At 64.4% G+C, this 19,296-nt stretch carries 21 protein-coding genes; 17 read left to right on the top strand and 4 right to left on the bottom strand.

Translation table 11 applies throughout. The features are described from left to right. Positions 1-23 precede the first annotated feature (23 nt). The 3 genes from WA070_RS05955 (at position 24) to ribH (ending at position 2,432) form a co-directional block, all read left to right on the top strand. Complete coding sequence (locus WA070_RS05955; RefSeq protein WP_422633201.1) at positions 24-638, top strand: riboflavin synthase; 615 nt, start codon at positions 24-26, stop codon at positions 636-638. 73 nt (positions 639-711) lie between these two features. Further along, positions 712-1,998 (top strand): 3,4-dihydroxy-2-butanone-4-phosphate synthase, encoded by a 1,287-nt coding sequence (ribB, locus tag WA070_RS05960; RefSeq protein WP_422633202.1) that lies wholly within the window; start codon positions 712-714, stop codon positions 1,996-1,998. Positions 1,999-2,009: 11 nt separating this feature from the next. Next, positions 2,010-2,432, top strand: a complete 423-nt coding sequence (gene ribH / locus WA070_RS05965) for a 6,7-dimethyl-8-ribityllumazine synthase (protein ID WP_422633203.1) — start codon at positions 2,010-2,012, stop codon at positions 2,430-2,432. A gap of 209 nt (positions 2,433-2,641) precedes the next feature. Here ribH and WA070_RS05970 read toward each other — a convergent pair whose 3' ends face one another. Beyond that, complete coding sequence (locus WA070_RS05970) at positions 2,642-3,730, bottom strand: alkene reductase (protein WP_422633204.1); 1,089 nt, start codon at positions 3,728-3,730, stop codon at positions 2,642-2,644. 67 nt (positions 3,731-3,797) lie between these two features. On the opposite strand from WA070_RS05970, the gene WA070_RS05975 reads away from it, so the two are divergent. From WA070_RS05975 to ssb, 5 genes are all read left to right on the top strand, one after another. Further along, positions 3,798-4,679, top strand: coding sequence for a DMT family transporter (locus tag WA070_RS05975; protein ID WP_422633205.1), 882 nt, complete (start codon positions 3,798-3,800; stop codon positions 4,677-4,679). A 9-nt stretch (positions 4,680-4,688) separates the two neighbouring features. Further along, positions 4,689-5,351 (top strand): COQ9 family protein, encoded by a 663-nt coding sequence (locus WA070_RS05980; RefSeq protein ID WP_422633206.1) that lies wholly within the window; start codon positions 4,689-4,691, stop codon positions 5,349-5,351. Positions 5,352-5,428: 77 nt separating this feature from the next. Continuing rightward, positions 5,429-5,686 carry a FeoA family protein gene (locus tag WA070_RS05985; protein ID WP_422633207.1) on the top strand — a complete coding sequence of 86 codons (258 nt, stop codon included), beginning with the start codon at positions 5,429-5,431 and terminating at the stop codon, positions 5,684-5,686. Then, entirely contained in the window at positions 5,683-7,542 is a 1,860-nt protein-coding gene (gene feoB / locus WA070_RS05990; RefSeq protein WP_422633208.1) for a ferrous iron transporter B, read from the top strand. The genes WA070_RS05985 and feoB overlap by 4 nt, the downstream gene beginning before the upstream one ends. Before the next feature lie 29 nt (positions 7,543-7,571). Further along, positions 7,572-8,138 carry a single-stranded DNA-binding protein gene (ssb, locus tag WA070_RS05995; protein WP_422633209.1) on the top strand — a complete coding sequence of 189 codons (567 nt, stop codon included), beginning with the start codon at positions 7,572-7,574 and terminating at the stop codon, positions 8,136-8,138. Between the two features lie 179 nt (positions 8,139-8,317). Here the strand turns inward: ssb and WA070_RS06000 are convergent, their stop codons facing one another. The 3 genes from WA070_RS06000 to WA070_RS06010 all read right to left on the bottom strand — a co-directional run bounded on the left by WA070_RS06000 (position 8,318) and on the right by WA070_RS06010 (position 10,115). Next, on the bottom strand, positions 8,318-9,199 hold the full coding sequence (locus WA070_RS06000; RefSeq protein WP_422633210.1) for a UTP--glucose-1-phosphate uridylyltransferase: 882 nt from the start codon (positions 9,197-9,199) through the stop codon (positions 8,318-8,320). Between the two features lie 102 nt (positions 9,200-9,301). Then, positions 9,302-9,739, bottom strand: a complete 438-nt coding sequence (locus tag WA070_RS06005; RefSeq protein WP_422633211.1) for a hypothetical protein — start codon at positions 9,737-9,739, stop codon at positions 9,302-9,304. Positions 9,740-9,941: 202 nt separating this feature from the next. Then, a complete protein-coding gene (locus tag WA070_RS06010; RefSeq protein ID WP_422633212.1) occupies positions 9,942-10,115 on the bottom strand; it encodes a DUF1674 domain-containing protein in 174 nt (57 codons plus the stop codon). Positions 10,116-10,211: 96 nt separating this feature from the next. On the opposite strand from WA070_RS06010, the gene htpX reads away from it, so the two are divergent. From htpX to WA070_RS06055, 9 genes are all read left to right on the top strand, one after another. Continuing rightward, positions 10,212-11,168 (top strand): zinc metalloprotease HtpX, encoded by a 957-nt coding sequence (gene htpX / locus WA070_RS06015; protein ID WP_422633213.1) that lies wholly within the window; start codon positions 10,212-10,214, stop codon positions 11,166-11,168. Then, positions 11,168-11,476, top strand: coding sequence for a hypothetical protein (locus WA070_RS06020; RefSeq protein ID WP_422633214.1), 309 nt, complete (start codon positions 11,168-11,170; stop codon positions 11,474-11,476). The genes htpX and WA070_RS06020 overlap by 1 nt, the downstream gene beginning before the upstream one ends. 52 nt (positions 11,477-11,528) lie before the next feature. Next, complete coding sequence (locus WA070_RS06025) at positions 11,529-12,824, top strand: RsmB/NOP family class I SAM-dependent RNA methyltransferase (RefSeq protein ID WP_422633215.1); 1,296 nt, start codon at positions 11,529-11,531, stop codon at positions 12,822-12,824. A 50-nt stretch (positions 12,825-12,874) separates the two neighbouring features. Beyond that, positions 12,875-13,366 (top strand): diguanylate cyclase, encoded by a 492-nt coding sequence (locus tag WA070_RS06030; protein WP_422633216.1) that lies wholly within the window; start codon positions 12,875-12,877, stop codon positions 13,364-13,366. 89 nt (positions 13,367-13,455) lie between these two features. Further along, on the top strand, positions 13,456-14,118 hold the full coding sequence (rpe, locus tag WA070_RS06035; protein ID WP_422633217.1) for a ribulose-phosphate 3-epimerase: 663 nt from the start codon (positions 13,456-13,458) through the stop codon (positions 14,116-14,118). Further along, positions 14,115-15,878: a heparinase II/III family protein gene (locus tag WA070_RS06040; RefSeq protein ID WP_422633218.1), complete on the top strand. Its 1,764-nt coding sequence runs from the start codon at positions 14,115-14,117 to the stop codon at positions 15,876-15,878. Before rpe ends, WA070_RS06040 begins: the two co-directional genes overlap by 4 nt. Before the next feature lie 58 nt (positions 15,879-15,936). Then, the gene (locus tag WA070_RS06045) at positions 15,937-16,560 is read left to right on the top strand and encodes a hypothetical protein (protein ID WP_422633219.1); all 624 of its coding nucleotides are present in this window, start codon (positions 15,937-15,939) and stop codon (positions 16,558-16,560) included. Positions 16,561-17,161: 601 nt separating this feature from the next. Then, positions 17,162-18,751 (top strand): bifunctional phosphoribosylaminoimidazolecarboxamide formyltransferase/IMP cyclohydrolase, encoded by a 1,590-nt coding sequence (gene purH, locus WA070_RS06050; protein WP_422633220.1) that lies wholly within the window; start codon positions 17,162-17,164, stop codon positions 18,749-18,751. A 176-nt stretch (positions 18,752-18,927) separates the two neighbouring features. After that, positions 18,928-19,260: a UrcA family protein gene (locus tag WA070_RS06055; protein WP_422633221.1), complete on the top strand. Its 333-nt coding sequence runs from the start codon at positions 18,928-18,930 to the stop codon at positions 19,258-19,260. Positions 19,261-19,296: the final 36 nt, after the last annotated feature.

Consider the following 19,296-nt stretch of genomic DNA (forward strand, 5'->3'; position numbering starts at 1 on the left):
TAGCACAGGACCGACCACGCACCATGTTCACCGGCATCATCACCGACATCGGCACCGTGCGCGCCGCGCAGCAACGCGGCGACCTGCGTCTCGTCATCGGGTGCAGCTATGCGATGGACGGCGTGGCAATCGGTGCGTCGATCGCCTGTTCGGGCGCGTGCCTGACCGTGGTGGAAAAGGGTGCGGACTGGTTCGCGGTCGATCTGTCCGCCGAAACGGTCACACGCACCGCGCCGGGCCTGTGGGTCGAGGGCGGCCGTCTCAATCTGGAACGCGCGCTGAAAGTCGGCGACGAACTGGGCGGCCATATCGTCACCGGCCATGTCGATGACATCGGCCATCTCGTGTCGGCACAGGAGGAAGGCGATTCGATCCGGCTGACCATCGCCGCGCCACCGGCGCTGGCCGCAGCCCTCGCGGCAAAGGGATCGATCACGCTCGATGGCATATCGCTGACCGTCAACAGCGTGGCCGATCAGCCCGATGGCAGCGTGCATTTCGGCCTCAACATCATCCCGCATACGGCAGCCGCTACGACGCTCGCCCATCTGCCCGAAGGCCGCGCGTTCAATCTGGAAATCGACGTGCTGGCCCGCTATCTCGACAGGATGCAGAGCCTGCGCGCTGCCGCAATGTGATACGCCCTTGCAATAATCACATTGCAATGTGATATGCCGACTCTGGCCCGCTTTCGGGAAGGAGTCGCCTCTCATGTCGTCCGCGCTTATCGATACTCTTCGCACCCTCGTTTCCGCTGGCGGCATGTCGCGCTCGGGCCTTGCCCGTGCCGCTGGCCTGCACGCCAATTCGCTGCGCCGCCTGGGCGAAAGCGACTGGAACCCGACCGCCGACACGCTCGGCCGGCTGGAAGCCTATCTGCTCAAGCGCGAAGGCGGCACCGCGCTCGCTTCGCCAGAAGAAATCATCAACGAAGCCCGCAACGGCCGTATGTTCATTCTGGTCGATGACGAAGATCGCGAAAATGAGGGCGATCTGGTCATCCCCGCCCAGATGGCGACGCCCGACGCGATCAATTTCATGGCGACCCATGGCCGTGGCCTCATCTGCCTGGCGCTGACGAAGGGGCGGGTGGAGCAGCTTGGCCTCGACCTCATGAGCCGCAACAACGGCACCCGGCACGAAACCGCCTTCACCGTATCGATCGAGGCGCGCGAAGGCGTCACCACCGGCATCAGCGCCGCCGACCGCGCGCGCACCATATCGGTCGCGATCGACGGGTCGAAGGGCAAGGCCGACATCGTGACGCCCGGCCATGTCTTTCCGCTGGTGGCCAAGGATGGCGGCGTGCTGGTGCGCACCGGCCATACCGAAGCGGCGGTGGACGTCGCCCGGCTCGCCGGTCTCAACCCGTCTGGCGTCATCTGCGAAGTGATGAAGGACGACGGCACGATGGCGCGCCTCGACGACCTCATTCCCTTTGCGCAGAAGCATAAGCTGAAAATCGGTACGATCCGCGACCTGATCGCCTATCGCCGTCGCCACGATCATATGGTCGAACGCCGGGCGGAAGCTAATTTCGCCAGCAAATGGGGTGGCGACTGGAAAGCGATCACCTTCTATAACAAGGCGACGCACACCGAACAGATCGTGCTGCAAAAGGGCCGCGTCGATCCCGACGAGCCGACGCTTGTGCGCATGCATCAGCTATCACCCCTGCACGACATGTTCGGGCTGGACGGCCCGCGCGGATCGCTGATGGCCAAATCGATGGAAATCATCGGCGCGGAAGGGACCGGCATCATTGTCATCCTGGCGCAACGGACCGAAGATAACGACCTGCTCAGCCGCCTGCTCAAAAATCATGAAGGCCAGACGGATTCGGGCATGGATGAATTGCGCGACTATGGCGTGGGCGCGCAGATCCTCGCCGACCTTGGCGTGCATGACATGGTGCTGCTGACCAACAGCCATCACAGCCTCGTTGCGCTTGACGGTTATGACCTGGCCGTGGTTGGGCAGCGTTCGATCGATTTGTAAGGACAGACCCCATGGCAAAATTCCTCATCGTCGAAGCGCGCTTCTACGACCATCTCAACGACCTGCTGATCGAGGGGGCGACCGCCGCGCTCGAAGAAGCGGGGCATAAATATGAGGTGGTCACGGTCCCCGGCGCACTGGAAATCCCCGGCGCGATCGCATTGGCGGCGGAAAGCGGCCGCTATGACGGCTTCATCGCCATCGGCGTCGTGATCCGTGGCGAAACCTATCATTTCGAAGTGGTGTCGAACGAAAGCGCGCGTGGTCTGATGGCGCTGACCATGGATGCCATCGCCATCGGCAACGGCATCCTGACCGTCGAAAATGAAGCGCAGGCGCTGACCCGCGCCAAGCGGACCGAAAAGGACAAGGGCGGGGAAGCCGCCAAGGCCGCAATCGCCATGCTCGCCCTGCGCGAACGCTTCGGCCTGTAAGAAGGCCGAGGCATCTCCCCACATCCGTTCGCTTCGAGCGAAGTCGAGAAGCCTTGGCGCTATATTGGCGTTTCTCGACTATGCTCGAAACGAACGGATGTGGTTGAGAGGGGGCCAGGTAGTCATCAGGCTCTACGAAACCGGTTCCCCGGCGAAAGCCGGGGTCCAGTCCGGCCTAAGCCTCTGAACCCCGGCGTTCGATTACAGGCTCAGGACTCGACCTTATCCAGCGCCGGATAGTCGGTGTAACCCTTCTCGCCCGGCCCGTACCAGGTTTCCATCCCCTGTATCGCATTGAGCGGCGCGTCCGCGCGCAGGCGCTCCCCAAGGTCGGGGTTGGCGATCCACGGGCGCCCAAAGCTGATCGCATCGGCCAACCCGCTGTCCAGGTCCGCCTGCGCCCTTTTCGCATCATAATCGCTGTTCAGGATCAGTGGCCCTTTGAAATGCTCGCGGATCATCGGCGACTGGCGCGGGACGTCGGTCGCGCCGAACGTGCCATTCGGGCCGGGTTCGCGCAGTTCGAGCGAGGCGATGCCGATCGCGTTCAACACGTCTGCGACATGGGCAAACAGGCTGGCAGGATCGCTGTCGTTCACGCCCTGGCTGTCGCCATTGGGGGACAGGCGCACCGACACGCGGTCGGCCCCGATCGCATCGACCACCGCCTGCGTCACTTCGCCCAGCAACCGCACGCGATTTTCGACGCTGCCGCCATAATCGTCGGTGCGGCCGTTGGCGTTGTCGCGCAGGAACTGGTCGATCAGATAGCCGTTGGCCGCATGGATCTGCACCCCGTCGAACCCGGCGCGAATCGCATTGTTGGCGGCCGCGACATAGGTTTCGATCAGCGCGGGAATTTCCTCCACTGCCAAAGGCCGCGCCGTCTCGAACGGCTTCTTGCCCTCATAGGTATGCGCGTTGCCCTGCGTCGCCGTCGCGCTGGATGATACCGGCTGTTCGCCGGTCACGTCGCTATGCACCTGACGCCCCATATGCCACAGTTGGGCGATGATCCGCCCGCCCGCGTCATGCACGGCCTGCGTCACCGGGGTCCATGCCGTCACCTGTTCGTCGGACCACAGCCCCGGCGCATAGGGCCAGCCCAGCCCCTGCCGCGAAATGCCAGTCGCTTCGGTGATGATAAGGCCCGCCGATGCGCGCTGGCGGTAATAGTCCACCATGATCGGGGTGGGCACATGATCTTTCGTCGCACGTCCGCGCGTCAGCGGGGCCATCACGATGCGATTGGGGGCGGTGATGGCACCGATATGGATGGGGTCGAACAGGCTCGTCATGAATATCCTCAGATATAGTTTCGATTTGCAACGGGACGTGGCTGCCAAAGCCAGCTAGGGAGCCGCGATGCCCACTTCAACCCCCGTAGCGCGGATCGGTACGCCACGCCTGGCGTTTCCCGCGCTGATCCTCGCCAATCTCATCCTGCCGTTCGGGCCGGTGCTGGTGCGCCTGTCGGACGTCGGGCCAGTCGCGGCAGCCTTCTGGCGTCTGACGCTGGCCTTGCCGGTCCTCATCCTTCTGGCGCTGCCGGGTCTTCGCCGCATGCCGCCTTCGCCGCGCGAATGGGGGGCACTGCTGTTGTCGGGCCTGTTTTTCGCGGCCGATCTGGCCGCATGGCATATCGGTATTCTTTATACCAAAGTCACCAACGCCACCATATTCGGCAATATGAGCGGGCTGATCCTGCCTGCTTGGGCCTTGCTGGTGCTGCGCCAGCGACCAACGGGCATGCAGGCGGCGGCGCTGATCCTGGCGGGCGCTGGCGCACTGGTGATGATGGGGGGCAGCTACGAACTCTCGCCCGTCTATCTGCGCGGCGATCTGTTCTGCCTGCTCGCGGGCATCCTCTACACCGCCTATCTGTTGATCGTGCAGGGCGTGCGCGGGCGGCTGGACAGCTGGTCGGTGCTGGCGGTGTCCAGCGTCGCCAGCGCCCCGCCGCTGCTCGCCTGTGCGCTGCTGCTGGGCGAACGGGTCATGCCGACCGACTGGACCCCGCTCGTCATCCTCGCTTTGTCCAGCCAGCTGGTGGGGCAGGGGCTGCTGACCTACGCCATCGGCTGGTTCTCTCCGCTCGTGCTTGGCCTCAGCCTGCTGCTGCAACCGGCGGTATCGGCGCTGCTCGGCTGGATGCTGTTTGGCGAATGGCTCAGCCCCACCGACATGCTGGGCACGGCGGCTGTGGGCGCGGCGCTGGTCCTTGTGCGACTGCCGGTCCGTGCTTAATATGGTGTCATGAGCGAAACACCCGATCTCACCCTCGACGAAATCCGCGTGCTGCTGGCCCCCGTGCTGCCGCGCCACGCCGCGTTCGACGGCTGGAAAGCGCCAGCAGTCGCGATGGCGGCAGCGGATGAGGGCGTAGACCCGGACATCGCGCAACTCGCCTTCGCTGACGGCGCAGTCGACATGATCGACGCATGGTTTGCCAGCATCGACGCCCGCATGATCGATGACCTGCCGCCTGAAACTCTCGCTGCCCTGTCGATTCGTCGCAAGATCATCGCTCTGGTGGAAGCACGTCTCGACCTGCTCGCCCCCGATCGCGAAGCACTGCGGCGCGCGATCGCGATTCTCGCCCTGCCCACCAACGCGGCCCGCGCTGCCCGGCTTGGCTGGCGCGCCGCCGACATCATGTGGCGTGCGGCAGGCGACGGGGCGACGGACCTTGCCCATTATACCAAGCGCATGACGCTGTCGGGCGTCTATGCCGCCACGCTGCTGGTGTTTCTGGACGATGAAAGTGAAGGCCATGCCGATACCCGCGCCTTCCTCGCCCGCCGGATCGAAGGGGTCATGCGCTTCGAAAAATTCAAGGCGCAAATTAAGGGTGTAGGCGGCGGCGAGCGGCTCAGCCTGTCGCGCTTCATCGGACGGCTGCGCTACCCCGCAGTCTGATCGACGCGCGAATCCTCTGGCCATCTGTAATCACTATTGATAGTCACTCGCAGAAGTTCCCTGCGAGTATCCTTCCCGTGCGTTTGACCGACCTGCCGCTCCACCTGCCCGCTTATGTCGATAGCATCGACTGGCCCGCTCTCTCCCTGTCCGAAGGCCAGCGCCTGCGCGAATTTGGCCTCTGCGAAGGCGCCAGTGTAGAGGCGCTGCACCATGGTGGTCTGTTTGGAAATGGCCCGATCGCCTGCAAGGTCGGGCGCATGACCATCGCCATGCGTCGCAACCATGCGGCCGCCGTCACCGTGCGAACCGGCCCGGCGGAGGACGCGGCATGAGCGGATTGCCGCTGGTCGCGCTGGTCGGCAATCCCAATGCCGGCAAGAGCGCGCTGTTCAACGCGTTGACTGGTGCGCGGCAGAAGCTGGGCAATTATCCCGGCGTCACTGTGGAGCGCAAGGCGGGCCGACTGTCCCTGTCGGATGGTCGCCCGGTCGAACTGGTCGATCTGCCCGGCACCTACAGCCTCGATCCCGGCAGCCCCGATGAGCAGGTCACGCGCGACTTCGTGCTGGGCAGGCAACAGGGTGAGAAACTGCCCGACGCGCTGGTGATAGTGGTCGATGCCTCCAATCTCGACAATCATCTGCGGTTCGCGCTGGAACTGATCGCGCTTGGCCTGCCGACCATCGTTGCGCTCAACATGGTCGATCTGGCCACCCGCGACGGTCTGGAACTGGATGCGGCGGTCCTCTCGCGCGAACTGGGCGTGCCGGTGATCGCCACTGTCGCGGTGCGCAAGCGGGGTCTGGATCATCTGCGCGGCGAACTGGAAACCCTGATCGACGGCGGCGCGACGCAGCTGCGCCCTGCACCCCCGGCGCGCGACTTTGACACGCTGCGAGGGGAGGCGGGGCGCATCGCCCGCGCCGCCATCGTGCGCGAAACCCCCTCCCGCCGCCTGACCGCTGCGGTCGATCGCGTGGCGCTGCATCCCGTCTTCGGCCTGCTGCTGCTGCTCGGCCTGCTGTTCGTCATGTTCCAGTCAGTCTATGCCTGGTCCGAAGCGCCGGTCGCCATGATCGAGGGTTTTGCCGAAGCGATCGCCAATGCCGTGCGCGCCGCCCTGCCCGACGGCATAGTCCGCTCCTTCCTGGTCGATGGCGTCATCAAGGGCGTCGGATCGGTGGTGGTGTTCCTGCCGCTGATACTGATCCTCTTCTTCTTCATCCTGATGCTGGAGGCGACCGGCTATATGGTCCGCGCCGCTTTCCTGATGGACGGGCTGATGGCGCGGGTAGGCCTTTCGGGGCGGGCGTTCATTCCGCTGCTCTCCTCCTTTGCCTGCGCCATTCCCGGCATCATGGCGACCCGCACCATCGCCGATCCGCGTGACCGGCTGACCACGATCCTCATCGCGCCGCTGATGACCTGCTCGGCGCGCCTGCCTGTCTATGCCGTCATCATCGGCGCGTTCATCCCCGCGCGCGACATTGGGCCGGGCATCGGCCTGCAGGGCTTCGTCCTCTTCTGCCTCTATGTCGCGGGCATCGTCGGCGCGATGCTCGTCGCGCTGGTGCTGCGCATGACCGTGACCAAGGGTGCGAGCGGCGGATTCCTGATGGAAATGCCCAAATATCAATGGCCCCGCGTGCAGGATATCCTGCTCGGTCTGTGGCAGCGCGCCGTCATCTTTCTAAAGCGCGCGGGCACGATCATCTTCACATCGACCGTGATCCTGTGGCTGCTGCTCAGCTTCCCGCGCGTGCCCGACGGCAATCCCACCAGCCAGGTCGATCATTCGATTGCCGGGCGCATCGCCAACGGCCTCAACGTCGTCCTCGCGCCCATCGGCTTTAACCGCGACATTTCGTTGGCGCTGATCCCGGCCATGGCCGCCCGCGAAGTCGCCGTGTCCGCCCTCGCCACTGTCTATTCGATCGATGCGGGCGATGACGAATCGTTGATGGAACGCAGCCTTGGTGATCGGCTCAAGGGCCAATGGTCCCTGCCAACCGCGCTCGCCTTCCTCGCCTGGTTCATCTTTGCGCCCCAGTGCATTTCCACCATCGCAGTGACGCGGCGCGAAACCAATGGCTGGAAATGGCCCGCCTTCATGGTCGGCTATCTGTTTGCGCTGGCCTATGTGGCGGCTGGTATAACTTTCTGGACCGCGACCGCTGCGGGCCTATAAGAGGCCGCTTCAAGAGTTTCGGAGGAATCATGGCAGGGTCTGTCAACAAGGTCATTCTGGTCGGCAATCTGGGCGCGGACCCGGAGGTCAAGAGCTTCCAGAATGGCGGCAAGATATGCAATCTGCGCATCGCCACGTCCGAAAGCTGGAAGGACCGCGCATCGGGCGAAAAGAAAGAGCGCACCGAATGGCATAATGTCGTCATCAATGGCGAAGGTCTGGTCGGCGTGGCCGAACGCTTCCTGCGCAAGGGCAGCAAGATTTATATCGAGGGCCAGTTGCGCACGCGTAAATGGCAAGACCAGTCGGGCAACGACCGCTACACGACCGAAGTCGCGCTGTCAGGTCCAGGCGCTGTGCTGACCATGCTGGACGGCGCGCCGGGTGGCGGCGGTCAGGGCGGCGGCGGTGGCCGTTCGCAGCAGGGCGTCAGCGACTGGGGCGCGTCTTCAGGCGGCTATGACGATTTCGGCGGCGGCAACAGCGGCGGCGGCTTCGGCGGTGGACGCTCGGGCGGCAGCGCATCGGGCGGCGGTCGCGGCAGCGCAGGCGGCCCCAATTTCGACAACGACCTGGACGACGAAGTGCCGTTCTGATCGGCTAAGACAAACTAACAAAAAAGGCGGCTTCCATCCCGGAAGGCCGCCTTTTTTGAACATTCTCCCCTTGAAAGGGGAGGGGGACCACGAAGTGGTGGAGGGGTGTCACCCTCTCGATAGGTGGACACCCCTCCGTCTGGCCTGCGGCCATCCACCTCCCCTTTTCAGGGGAGGATTTAGAGTGACCGCGCCAATTCTTCCGTTGCGAACGCCCGGATATGCGCACCAATATCCTCGCGCTCCATGGCCAGCGCCAGATTCGCCTCGATATAGCCCGCCTTCGACCCGCAATCGAACCGGCGGCCATCGAACGTCACGCCATGGAAAGGCTGGCGACCGATCAGTGCCGCCATCGCATCGGTAAGCTGGATTTCGCCACCCGCGCCCTTTTCCTGCGTCGCCAATATTGTCATGACATCGGGTTGCAGGATGTAGCGCCCCGGCAAAATCAGGTTGGACGGCGCGGTCCCGGCGGCGGGCTTTTCGACCAGCCCCTTCACTTCGGTCAACGCGCCATCGCGCGCGCCCGGATCGATCACGCCATAGCTGGGCGTCTGGTCCATCGGGATTTCCAGCGCGCAGACCAGATTGCCGCCGACTTTGGTGTAGGCGTCGACCATCTGCTTCATGCAGCCATTGCCCGGCGTGCCCTTCATAAATTCGTCGGGCAGCAGGATGGCGAAGGGTTCGTCGCCGATGATGTCGCGCGCGCACCAGATCGCATGGCCCAAGCCCAGCGGCTCCTGCTGGCGCAGGAACACCGCGTCGCCGGGCGTCAGGCGCGTGCCGTCCAGCGCCGACATGTCCTTGCCCCGCTCGCGCAGCGTCGCCTCGCACTCATAGGCCATGTCGAAATAATCTTCGATCGCGCCCTTACCGCGCCCGGTGACGAAGATCATCTGCTCAATCCCGGCCTCGCGCGCTTCGTCGACCGCATATTGGATCAGCGGACGATCGACCACCGGCAGCAATTCCTTGGGCACTGCCTTGGTGGCAGGCAGAAATCGCGTGCCCAGGCCCGCGACAGGAAAAATGGCTTTGCGAATCGGTTTGTTCAAAGTGTGTATCCCCTTGGCCCCGCGTCATGCTTGTTTGCCGCAGATGCGAACAACGTCAAGCATGCGTAACGATTTACGGTCCGCCCGGATGATACAGGCCGCTTATACCGCCAGCAATCGCTCCGCGACCGTTTCCAAAGCGCTTATCTCGCGATCGAGTTGCTCAAGTGTTACGAACTGATGGGTATTTCTATGGTCGCGACAGGTGAATCCGCCCGGTTGGGGCTGATGAAAGCCCTGGATGATCAGCGCACGAAACCGGTCGATACGCTGCATGTCGCGTTCGATGTCGGCGATTTCGGTTAGCGCCGCTGCATTGCGCCGGTCCCGCATCGCCACCATCGTGCGTAATTCGGTCATCAACTTGGCCATCGTGGGCCGCGTGCGCGCGCCCACCGTTCGTATGTCGCCCATCGCTTCGCGCAACTGCCCGATCTTGGCCTCCAGGCTTTGCTCCAGCACCGTCCAGGCGCAGACCAGCCGCCCCACGCCGCACAATAATGCAGCGTCTTCCGGTGCATAGCCTGAAACCGGTTTCATATCCGTATCCGAAACAAGATGTATCCCCACGCCCCATTCTCCTTATGGCTGCTGGTCCTGCACGCAGCCGGGGCGGATAGGCCAGAGAAGCAGGCGCGATCCCTCGCGCTGCGCGCACGGACCATCGGAAAGCGTGCGAAATTGGCGGCGAGCCGAGAATATGTCGGAGCATCGTCTGCGCCGCTCCGCATGGCGCAATGGTTCAAAAGTCGATGGCGATACCCTTGCGTTCCCAGTCGCCATAGCGAACCGGGCTTAGCGTTTCCTGATCGCGCGGCGGCGCGTCGATCGGGTCGGGCGCGGGCACCGGCGGGCTTTTGGACAGATGCGCGGGCGGTTGCACATGGGCCGGACGCTTGCCATTATAATGTCCCATCGGACGCCTTTCGATTGTGGATCATGACGATTGCAGGGTCGCTCGCGCCACCCCATATCTTACACGCTATCTGGGCAGGTAGGGAGCCAAGCGCAAGTGAGTGGACTAAGGACGACGATGTTGCTGGCGGCGCTCACCGCGCTGTTCATGGCATTGGGCTATACGCTGGGCGGCGGCGGTGGCGCGATCATTGCCTTGCTGGTCGCGGCTGGCATGAACCTCTTCACTTTCTGGAACGCGGATCGCATCGTGCTGTCCATGCACGACGCGCGCGAAGTCGATGCCCAGAGCGCGCCCGAATTTTACGGACTGGTGCAGGAACTGGCGCGCAACGCCGGGCTGCCGATGCCGCGCGTCTATCTGATTGATCAGGCCGCGCCCAACGCCTTTGCCACCGGGCGCAATCCCGAACATGCCGCTGTCGCCGCGACCACCGGCCTGTTGTCGGTGCTGAACCGGGACGAGATTGCAGGCGTGATGGCGCATGAACTGGCCCATGTGAAAAATCGTGACACGCTGGTCATGACGATGGTCGCCACCATTGCCGGGGCGATTGCGATGCTTGCCAATTTCGGCCTGTTCTTTCGCGGCGGCAATAATGAAAACGGCCATGGCAATATGATCGCCAGCCTGATGGCGGTGATCGTCGCCCCCTTCGCCGCGATGATCGTGCAGATGGCGATCAGCCGCACGCGCGAATATGGCGCGGACGCAGCAGGCGCACAGATCAGCGGCAATCCGCGCGCGCTGGCCTCCGCCCTCGCCAAGATCGCGGGCGGCGCGCAGGCCATTCCCAATCCGGTCGCCCAGCGCAACCCCGCCGCCGCCCAGCTTTACATCGTGCCGACCCATGTCAGCGAACTCTTCTCCACCCACCCGGCCACCGACAAGCGCATCGCCGCACTGGAGGATATGGCCATGGCGATGGGCGCGCCCGCCCTGTCGGCCGCATCGCCCACGCCCGCCCGCGCATCGGCGCTCTCGCCCATCCCGGCCCCGCGCCATGCGGATCGCCCGCGCACCCGCAGCGCGCTCGACCCTCACGGCCGCTGATGTCGATCGACGATGCCGTTGGCGAAGTTTTGGGTGTCGTCGTCCGGCATGCTGGCGGTTTCATGGTCGATATGGCCGCCCAACATATATTTTCACGATATACCGCCCGCTTTTTCCACGGCGTCGGGCGACGCGTCATCGCTGTCCTCACGCTGGGACGCAAGCGCATCCCTTCCTCCCTGCGCATGGTGCCAAAGGGGGCAAAGCCAAAACCGCGCGGCTCCGACTGGCTGGCGCTATGGACGGGCATCGCTTTCTGGATCGCCCTGTTCTTCGCAATCGGGCTTCTCGCCACGCATTTCCTGTAATGCCAGACTTCACAGATGACCTGCGGCAGGAAAGCGCGTAGGGGCCGTCCGCATGTCCCGTCGCTCCACCAACCGCCCCGATGATGTCCCCGGCCTGCCCGCCCGTCGCTCCGCCCTCCGCCTGCTCGATGCCGTGCTGCGCCGGGGTGAGCCGCTCGAACTCGCGCTGCATGGCGCGTCGCAGGGGCTGGCCGATCGCGCCGACCGTGCGCTCGTCCATGCCATCGCTGCCGAAGTGCTGCGCCATCTGCCTGATCTCGATGCGCTGATCGACGGCGCAACGGCGCAGATCCTGCCCGACGATGCGAAGGCGCGCATGGTGCTGCGCATCGCGCTGGTACAGGCGCTGGTGCTTGGCACCGCACCGCACGCTGCCATCGCCACCGCGCTGCCGCTGGTCGATGGTGGCCCGCGCAAGCTGGTCCATGGCGTGTTCGGCACGGTGACGCGCGCGGAGCCTGTGTTGCCCAATCCTCCGACGCTTCCCGCCGAAGTCGCCGCCCGCTGGACCGACCAATGGGGCGCGGACATGGTGCAGGCAGCGGCGCAGGCCTATGCCATACGCCCGCCCGTGGACCTCAGCCTGCGCGATCCCGCCCAGACGGACGAATGGATCGAAAAACTCCTCGGCGTCAGCTTCGCCCCCGGCCATGTCCGCCTGCCCGATGGCGTCGCGATCCCCGACCTGCCCGGCTTTGCCGACGGCGCATGGTGGGTGCAGGACATCGCCGCATCCTGCGCCGCGCGGCTGCTGGGGCAGGGGACAAGCCGCCACGCGCTCGACCTGTGCGCCGCGCCCGGTGGCAAGACGATGCAGCTTGCCGCCGCCGGATGGCGCGTCACCGCCATCGACCAGTCGAAAAAGCGGCTCGAAAGACTGACCGAAAATCTCGCCCGCACGACACTGGCGGCCGATGTCGTCGCCGCCGACCTGCGCAGTTGGGAACCGGACGCGCCAGTCGATGCCATCCTGCTCGACGCGCCCTGTTCGGCCACCGGCATTTATCGCCGCCATCCCGACGTGCTGCACCGCATCGGCGCGCGCCAGATCGCCGAACTGGCGGAGATGCAGACCGCGCTGCTGGCCCGCGCGGTGGACTGGCTGAAACCGGGCGGGCGCATCATCTATGCGACCTGCTCGCTCGAACGGGCGGAGGGGGAGGATCAGGTCGCCCGCCTGCTCGCCGATCGTCCCGACATGGCGCTCGATCCCGTGCGCGGCGATGAATTGCCGACTGGCATCATCCCCACTGAACAAGGCGTCATCCGTACGCTGCCGGACACGCTCGCGGGTCAGGGCGGCGCGGACGGATTTTTTATCGCACGCCTGTCAAAAAAGACACATTAAACCTTAACTTTCGGTAGGATAGGCTGCGCTTCAAGACTGAAAGGAGTGTCGTGCGTCCAATCGAGCCTTTGCCCCTCCATCATAGCTGGCCGCTGTACGAACTACATGCGCATCTTTCGCCAGTCATATTGGACAACAGCATCGCGCGTAACGACGCAGCGCTGGCGGAGCGCGGCCTTGGCCTGTGGCATTGTGACCTGACGGACAATAGTTTGCGCTGGACGGCGGGCGCCTATGATATTTTCGGGCTGGAACGCGACAGCGACGTGCCGCGCACCCTGTCCGCCTCGCTCTATGCCCCGGACTCGCGCGACGCGATGGAGCGATTGCGCGCCTATGCCATCCGTCACAAACGCGGCTTCACGCTCGACGTCGATATACATCAGGCTGATGGGCAGGGGAGATGCGCCATGCGCCTGATCGCCGCTCCGGTGCTGAACAATGATGGCGACACGATCGGCCTGCACGGCGTCAAGCAGTTGCTGCCGAGGGGAACGACCGGCTCCCGTCGTCTCGACCCCACGGTTTTCGTGATGCTGTAACGCCGTTTCTGCCCGCCCCTGATAAAGATCGCCGCCCGCGCCAAAACGCCGTTGCCCTTGGACCGTGGCATAGCTAAGGCGAACGGTTAATGACCCGTTCGATTTTCATCTCGCCATCCATCCTGTCCGCCGACTTCGCCCGTCTGGGTGAGGAGGTGCGCGCCATCGACGCTGCGGGCGCCGACTGGATCCATATCGACGTCATGGACGGCCATTTCGTGCCGAACATCACGATCGGCCCCGCCGTGGTAAAGGCTTTGCGCCCGCACACGACCAAGCCGTTCGACGTCCATCTGATGATCTCGCCGGTGGACCTATATCTCGACGCCTTTGCGCAGGCAGGCGCAGACATCATCACCGTTCATCCGGAGGCTGGCCCCCACATTCACCGCTCGATCCAGCATATCAAATCGCTGGGCGTGCAGGCGGGCGTGGTGCTCAACCCCGGCACTCCTGCCAAGATGCTCGACTATCTGATCGACGACCTCGACCTCATATTGGTCATGAGCGTCAATCCCGGCTTCGGTGGTCAGAGTTTCATCGACAATCAGTTGCGCAAGATCGAAGCGATCCGCAAGATGATCGACAAGTCGGGTCGCGACATCCGGTTGCAGGTCGATGGCGGCATCGACTTCACCACCGCGCCCAAAGCCATCGACGCGGGCGCGGACGTGCTGGTCGCGGGAACGGCCACCTTCCGGGGCGGGCCGACCGCCTATGCCGATAATATCAGGACTTTGCGGGGCGGGTGAACGAGTCCAGGCGTATCTCCTCCCGTTCCGCCCCGCCGGTCGATAGCCCGGTGGACGACGGCATCGAACAGGGCAAGCGCCTCATCCGCGTCGCGGATGACAAGGGACTCTCGCTCGCGCAGAAAATCGCCAATCATTTCTATCTCTTGAGCTGGAAGACGCCGATCCACGGCCGTAAGCTCAAGGGCAAATATCCCCTCAAGCTGCTCGCCGTCCCCGACGACGAAATCCCTGGCAACGCGAGCGCGGGTCAGGCAATCCGCGCAGGCTATTTCCTGTTCCGTGGCCGCAAGCAGATCGTCGATACGCTCGACTTCACCCGGCTGGACCTCGATCCCGCCTTCGCCGATTATCTGCACAGCTTCCGCTGGCTGCGCGACCTCGCCAGCGCCGCCACGCGCGAACAGGCCGCGCCGATTGCCGAAGGCGTGATGCGCAAATGGCTCGCCGCCCATCATGAAACGCCCAGCGAACCGGCATGGCGCGCCGACAATGCGGGCTGGCGGCTGCTGTTCTGGACCGCGCACGCGCCGCTCATCCTTTCGTCCAGCGATCTTGTCTATCGCTCGCTGGTCCTCAACTGCATCGCGCGCACCGCCCGCCATTTGGACCGCAGCGCCGACAAGGCACCCATGGGCCTGCCGCGCCTGACCGCATGGTGCGCCATCGTCGCTGCCTCGATGCTGATCCCGGGCGGCACCGCGCGCAAGATCTTCGGCGAAGCGGGCCTCAAACGCGCGCTCGACAGCGGCTTCCATCCCGATGGCGGCATCGTCTCGCGCTCCCCGCTGGCGCAGCTTGAATCGGTGATGCTGCTCGCGATGCTCAACGCCGTCTACAGCGTGCGCCGCGAACAGGCCCCCGCCTTCCTCAACGAAGCGCTCGCCCGCATCGTCCCCGCGCTGCTCGGCCTTACCCATGGCGACGGCGGTCTGGGAAGCTGGCAGGGGGCAGGGGCGATCGACCCGGCCACCGTCAACGCGATCATCGCCGCCAGCCGCGTTCGCGCCCGCCCGCTGCGCGCCGCGCGCGACTGGGGCTATCAACGCATCGCCGCAGGCACCACCGTGGTGCAGATCGACGCCGCCCCGCCGCCCGTCGCGCGCCTCGCCGACGCAGGCTGCGCCTCCACCGGTGCCATCGAAATCAGCGACGGATCGCACCGGCTGGTCGTCAATTGCGGCGGCGCTGGCCTTGTGGGCGCATGGATTCCCGACGATCTGGCGCAGGGTCTGCGCACCACCGCCGCGCACAGCACGCTCATCCTCAACGATTGCAACAGCACGGCGCTGATGCCCGACGGCACGCTGGGCAAGGGCGTGACCGAAGTCGAACTCAACCGGCAGGAACTCGACAATGGCAGCCGGGTGGACCTGTCGCATGACGGCTATGTCCGCCGCATGGGCTATATGCACCGCCGCCTGCTGATGGTCAGCGGCGATGGCAAGGAAGTGCGGGGCGAAGACATGCTCACCCCCGCCGAACGCCGCCGCAAACCCTCCAAACTGCCGGTCCTGCTACGCTTCCACCTCGCCCCCGGCGTCGAACCGACGCTGACTGCCGACAGCCAGGGCGCGCTGCTGCGCATCGACCTTGGCGCGCTCTGGCAATTCCGCACCGGCACCGGCGTGCTGAGCGTCGAAGACAGCCTGTGGGTCGATGGCGATGGCCGCCCTCATCCCACCCATCAGCTCGTGGTCACGGCGGAGGCTTTGCCCGGCGGGTCGACCATCGGCTGGCTGTTCAAGCGGGTCGGCTAAACCCGCTCAACCGACCATGTGCCCCGGCCATGATGAACATCCCAACAAGGACATGATTTTGCACGATAACGAAGCCGCCTCGCTGGAAACGCCATCGCTGGTCCCCAACGACCAGTCCGATCTGCCCGATCTTCTCGCCCGCACATCTGCGTCGCTGCGCGATCTGGCCGACCGTCTGGACGAAGGCACGCTCATCGATCCCGTCGAATGGGTCATCCCCATGGCCGACATCGGCACCGATCGGATGGAGGCGCATTGCGACGCCATTGCGCAGCGTCTGGGCAAGAAGCATCTGGCCGTCTACGCGATCGGCTTCGACGAAGACGTGCCGCTGGAGCGCGTCTATGCAGTGGTCGACGGCAACAAGGCCCGCAACAAGACCCTCCCCGTAGCCGACCGCCGCGCCTTCGCCCGCGTCAACAAGCGCAAGGGATGCCTGGGCAGCCGCTGCCTCTATGTCGGCAAATCCGAAAAAGCCGCCGGCCGCCTGCGCCAGCATCTGATCGAGGCGGATCCGACCACCTTCGCGGTCCACATGAAATATTGGCCGAGCGACATCCCCGGCAACCTGACCGTCAAGGTGATCGGCGTCGCAGGCGTGCAAAGCATCCTGCTCCCCTTCATCGAAGACCAGATGGCCCACGAAACCCCACCCATATTGGGCAAACGCGGATCGGTCTGAACGGGCCGCCTAAGCAAAAAACATCGTCATTCCCGCGCAGGCGGGAACCCATCTCCTGATATTTCCTCAACACACGACATCTAAGACATCAATTCTCCGCGCCTCCGTGTAAAAACTAAGCCGATCAACAATTCACCGTCATGCCAGCGACTGCTGGCATCCCACTTTTCTTTCAATCGCTTCGCTGGAAGAAGAGAGATCCCAGCCTACGCTGGGATGACGAAGAGATAGCGCCAAAGATAGCCGTCCCGCGACTTCCCCCATCGCACCCTTCCAATGTAGGATTTTCTCTGTTCTACCCTGATCGATGGAACAGTCCGCTACCTCTCACAACCGCTCGCCCACAACCGACGCGTCCCCGTCGCCTCCCTGTCGCGTCGCACTGACCTCATTGGCGCGCCGCCGTCACGCAAGCGTGACCCGACTGTCGCCTGCGGGTCGCCTCACCGTCGCATCGTCGTCGCTTCACCGGCGCATCGGCCCGAATGTATCTGACGACATCGTGAACTTCGCCCTGCGACCATAGACGCACTGTATTTTTGCCCCGTCCCGCCCTATGGGACCGGCGCAAAGCCTGCCTGCAACCAGAAAGCCACTCATCATGACCGACGTCACCATCAAGCGCGCCCTTCTGTCCGTGTCGGACAAGTCGGGCCTCATCGATCTGGGCCGTGCGCTGGGTGAGCATGGCGTCGAACTGGTGTCGACCGGCGGCACGGCAAAGGCGCTGCGCGACGCCGGGCTGGTGGTGAAGGATATTTCCGATCTCACCGGCTTCCCCGAAATGATGGACGGCCGCGTCAAGACGCTGCATCCGAAAGTCCATGGCGGCCTGCTCGCCGTGCGCAACAATCCTGACCATGTCGCATCGATGGACGAACACGCCATCGGCGCGATCGATCTGGTCGTGGTCAACCTCTACCCCTTCGCCGCGACCGTGGCGAAAGGCGCAGAGCGTGAGGAAATCATCGAGAATATCGACATTGGCGGCCCGTCGATGGTCCGCTCCGCTGCCAAAAATCACGAAAGCGTGGCGATCGTCACCGATCCTGCCGACTATGCCCGCCTGATCGCGGAAATGGCGGAAAAGGGCGGGGCGACCAGCTACGACTTCCGCCGGATGCTCGCGGCAAAGGCTTATGCCGCGACCGCCGCCTATGATTCGATGATCGCAAGCTGGTTCGCCTTCGCCGATCAGGGCGTCACCTTCCCCGAAACGCTGGCCGTGGCGAGCAGCCTGTCCACCACGCTGCGCTACGGCGAAAACCCGCACCAGTCCGCTGCCCTCTATCTGCCCACCAGCCCATCGGCCAATGGCATTGCGCAGGCCAAACAGGTTCAGGGCAAGGAACTGAGCTACAATAATTACAACGATGCCGACGCCGCGCTCGAACTGGTCAGCGAATTTCGCGATGGCCCGCCCACCGTTGTCATCGTCAAGCATGCCAACCCCTGTGGCGTCGCCACCGGCGCGACGCTGATCGAAGCCTATGAGGCCGCGCTCGCCTGCGACTCCGTGTCGGCATTCGGCGGCATCATCGCCGTCAACCGCCCGCTTGATGGCCCGACCGCCGAAGCGATCAGCGGCATCTTCACCGAAGTCGTCGCCGCGCCCGACGCCGACGAAGCGGCCCGCGCCATCTTTGCCAAGAAAAAGAATCTGCGCCTGCTGCTGACCGGCGACCTGCCCGATCCAACGCGCCCCGGCCTGCAAATCAAGACGATCGCTGGCGGTCTGCTGGTGCAGAGCCGCGACAATGGCCATGTGTCGCGCGACGCGCTGAAAGTCGTGACGAAGCGCGCGCCGACGGAGCAGGAACTCAACGACTGCCTATTCGCCTGGACCGTCGCCAAGCATGTGAAGTCCAACGCCATCGTCTATGCGCGCGGCGGCAGCACGGCGGGCGTGGGCGCTGGCCAGATGAACCGGCTTGAATCCGCTCGCATCGCCGCGTGGAAGGCCAAGGATGCTGCCGAAAAGGCAGGCTGGGCCGAACCCCGCACCATCGGCTCGGCGGTTGCGTCGGACGCTTTCTTCCCCTTCGCCGACGGCCTGCTGGCGGCGGTGGAGGCGGGCGCGACGGCCGTCATCCAGCCGGGCGGCTCGATCCGCGACGACGAAGTGATTGCCGCCGCCGACGAAGCGGGCCTCGCCATGGTGTTCACCGGCATGCGCCACTTCCGTCATTGACCCGTCTTGCGGGTGCGAACCAAAGCCTTCGCACCCGCAAAATAACGCTTTTCTGCCAGTTTCTGCCAACTGGCCTCTTTTCAATATCACCGGACAGGCCTATTTAGGCGTGGACCCAAGACCCACGTCAGGCGTTGGGCGCATAAGACAAAAATATGTTCGACAGGAGAAACAGGATGACCAGAAAGACACTGGCGGCCCTTGCCGCCACGATCGCCCTTGCGCTGCCCGGCATGGCCAGCGCTGGCAATAACGACATGGACGTCATCGTCGATGGCAAGATGGGCACAGAAACCCGCGCCATCGCCGTGTCGTTGAACGACCTCAACCTCGCCAGCACGCACGGCCTTCGCCGCGCCGATTCCCGCGTGACCCGCGCGGCCAAGCAGGTATGCGGCTTCGTCAACGGGTCGGTTCTGCCCGCCACCGACGATTATCGCACCTGTTTTGGCGAAGCGATCGACAGCGCGCGCAACGACCTCAACGCCTTGGCCCAGCGTCAGGGCTGACACGAAACCTCCCTGCAAGGGGATTTGGCACAGGGC

It is taken from the genome of Sphingobium sp. (genome assembly GCF_049304695.1).
Taxonomy (GTDB): domain Bacteria; phylum Pseudomonadota; class Alphaproteobacteria; order Sphingomonadales; family Sphingomonadaceae; genus Sphingobium.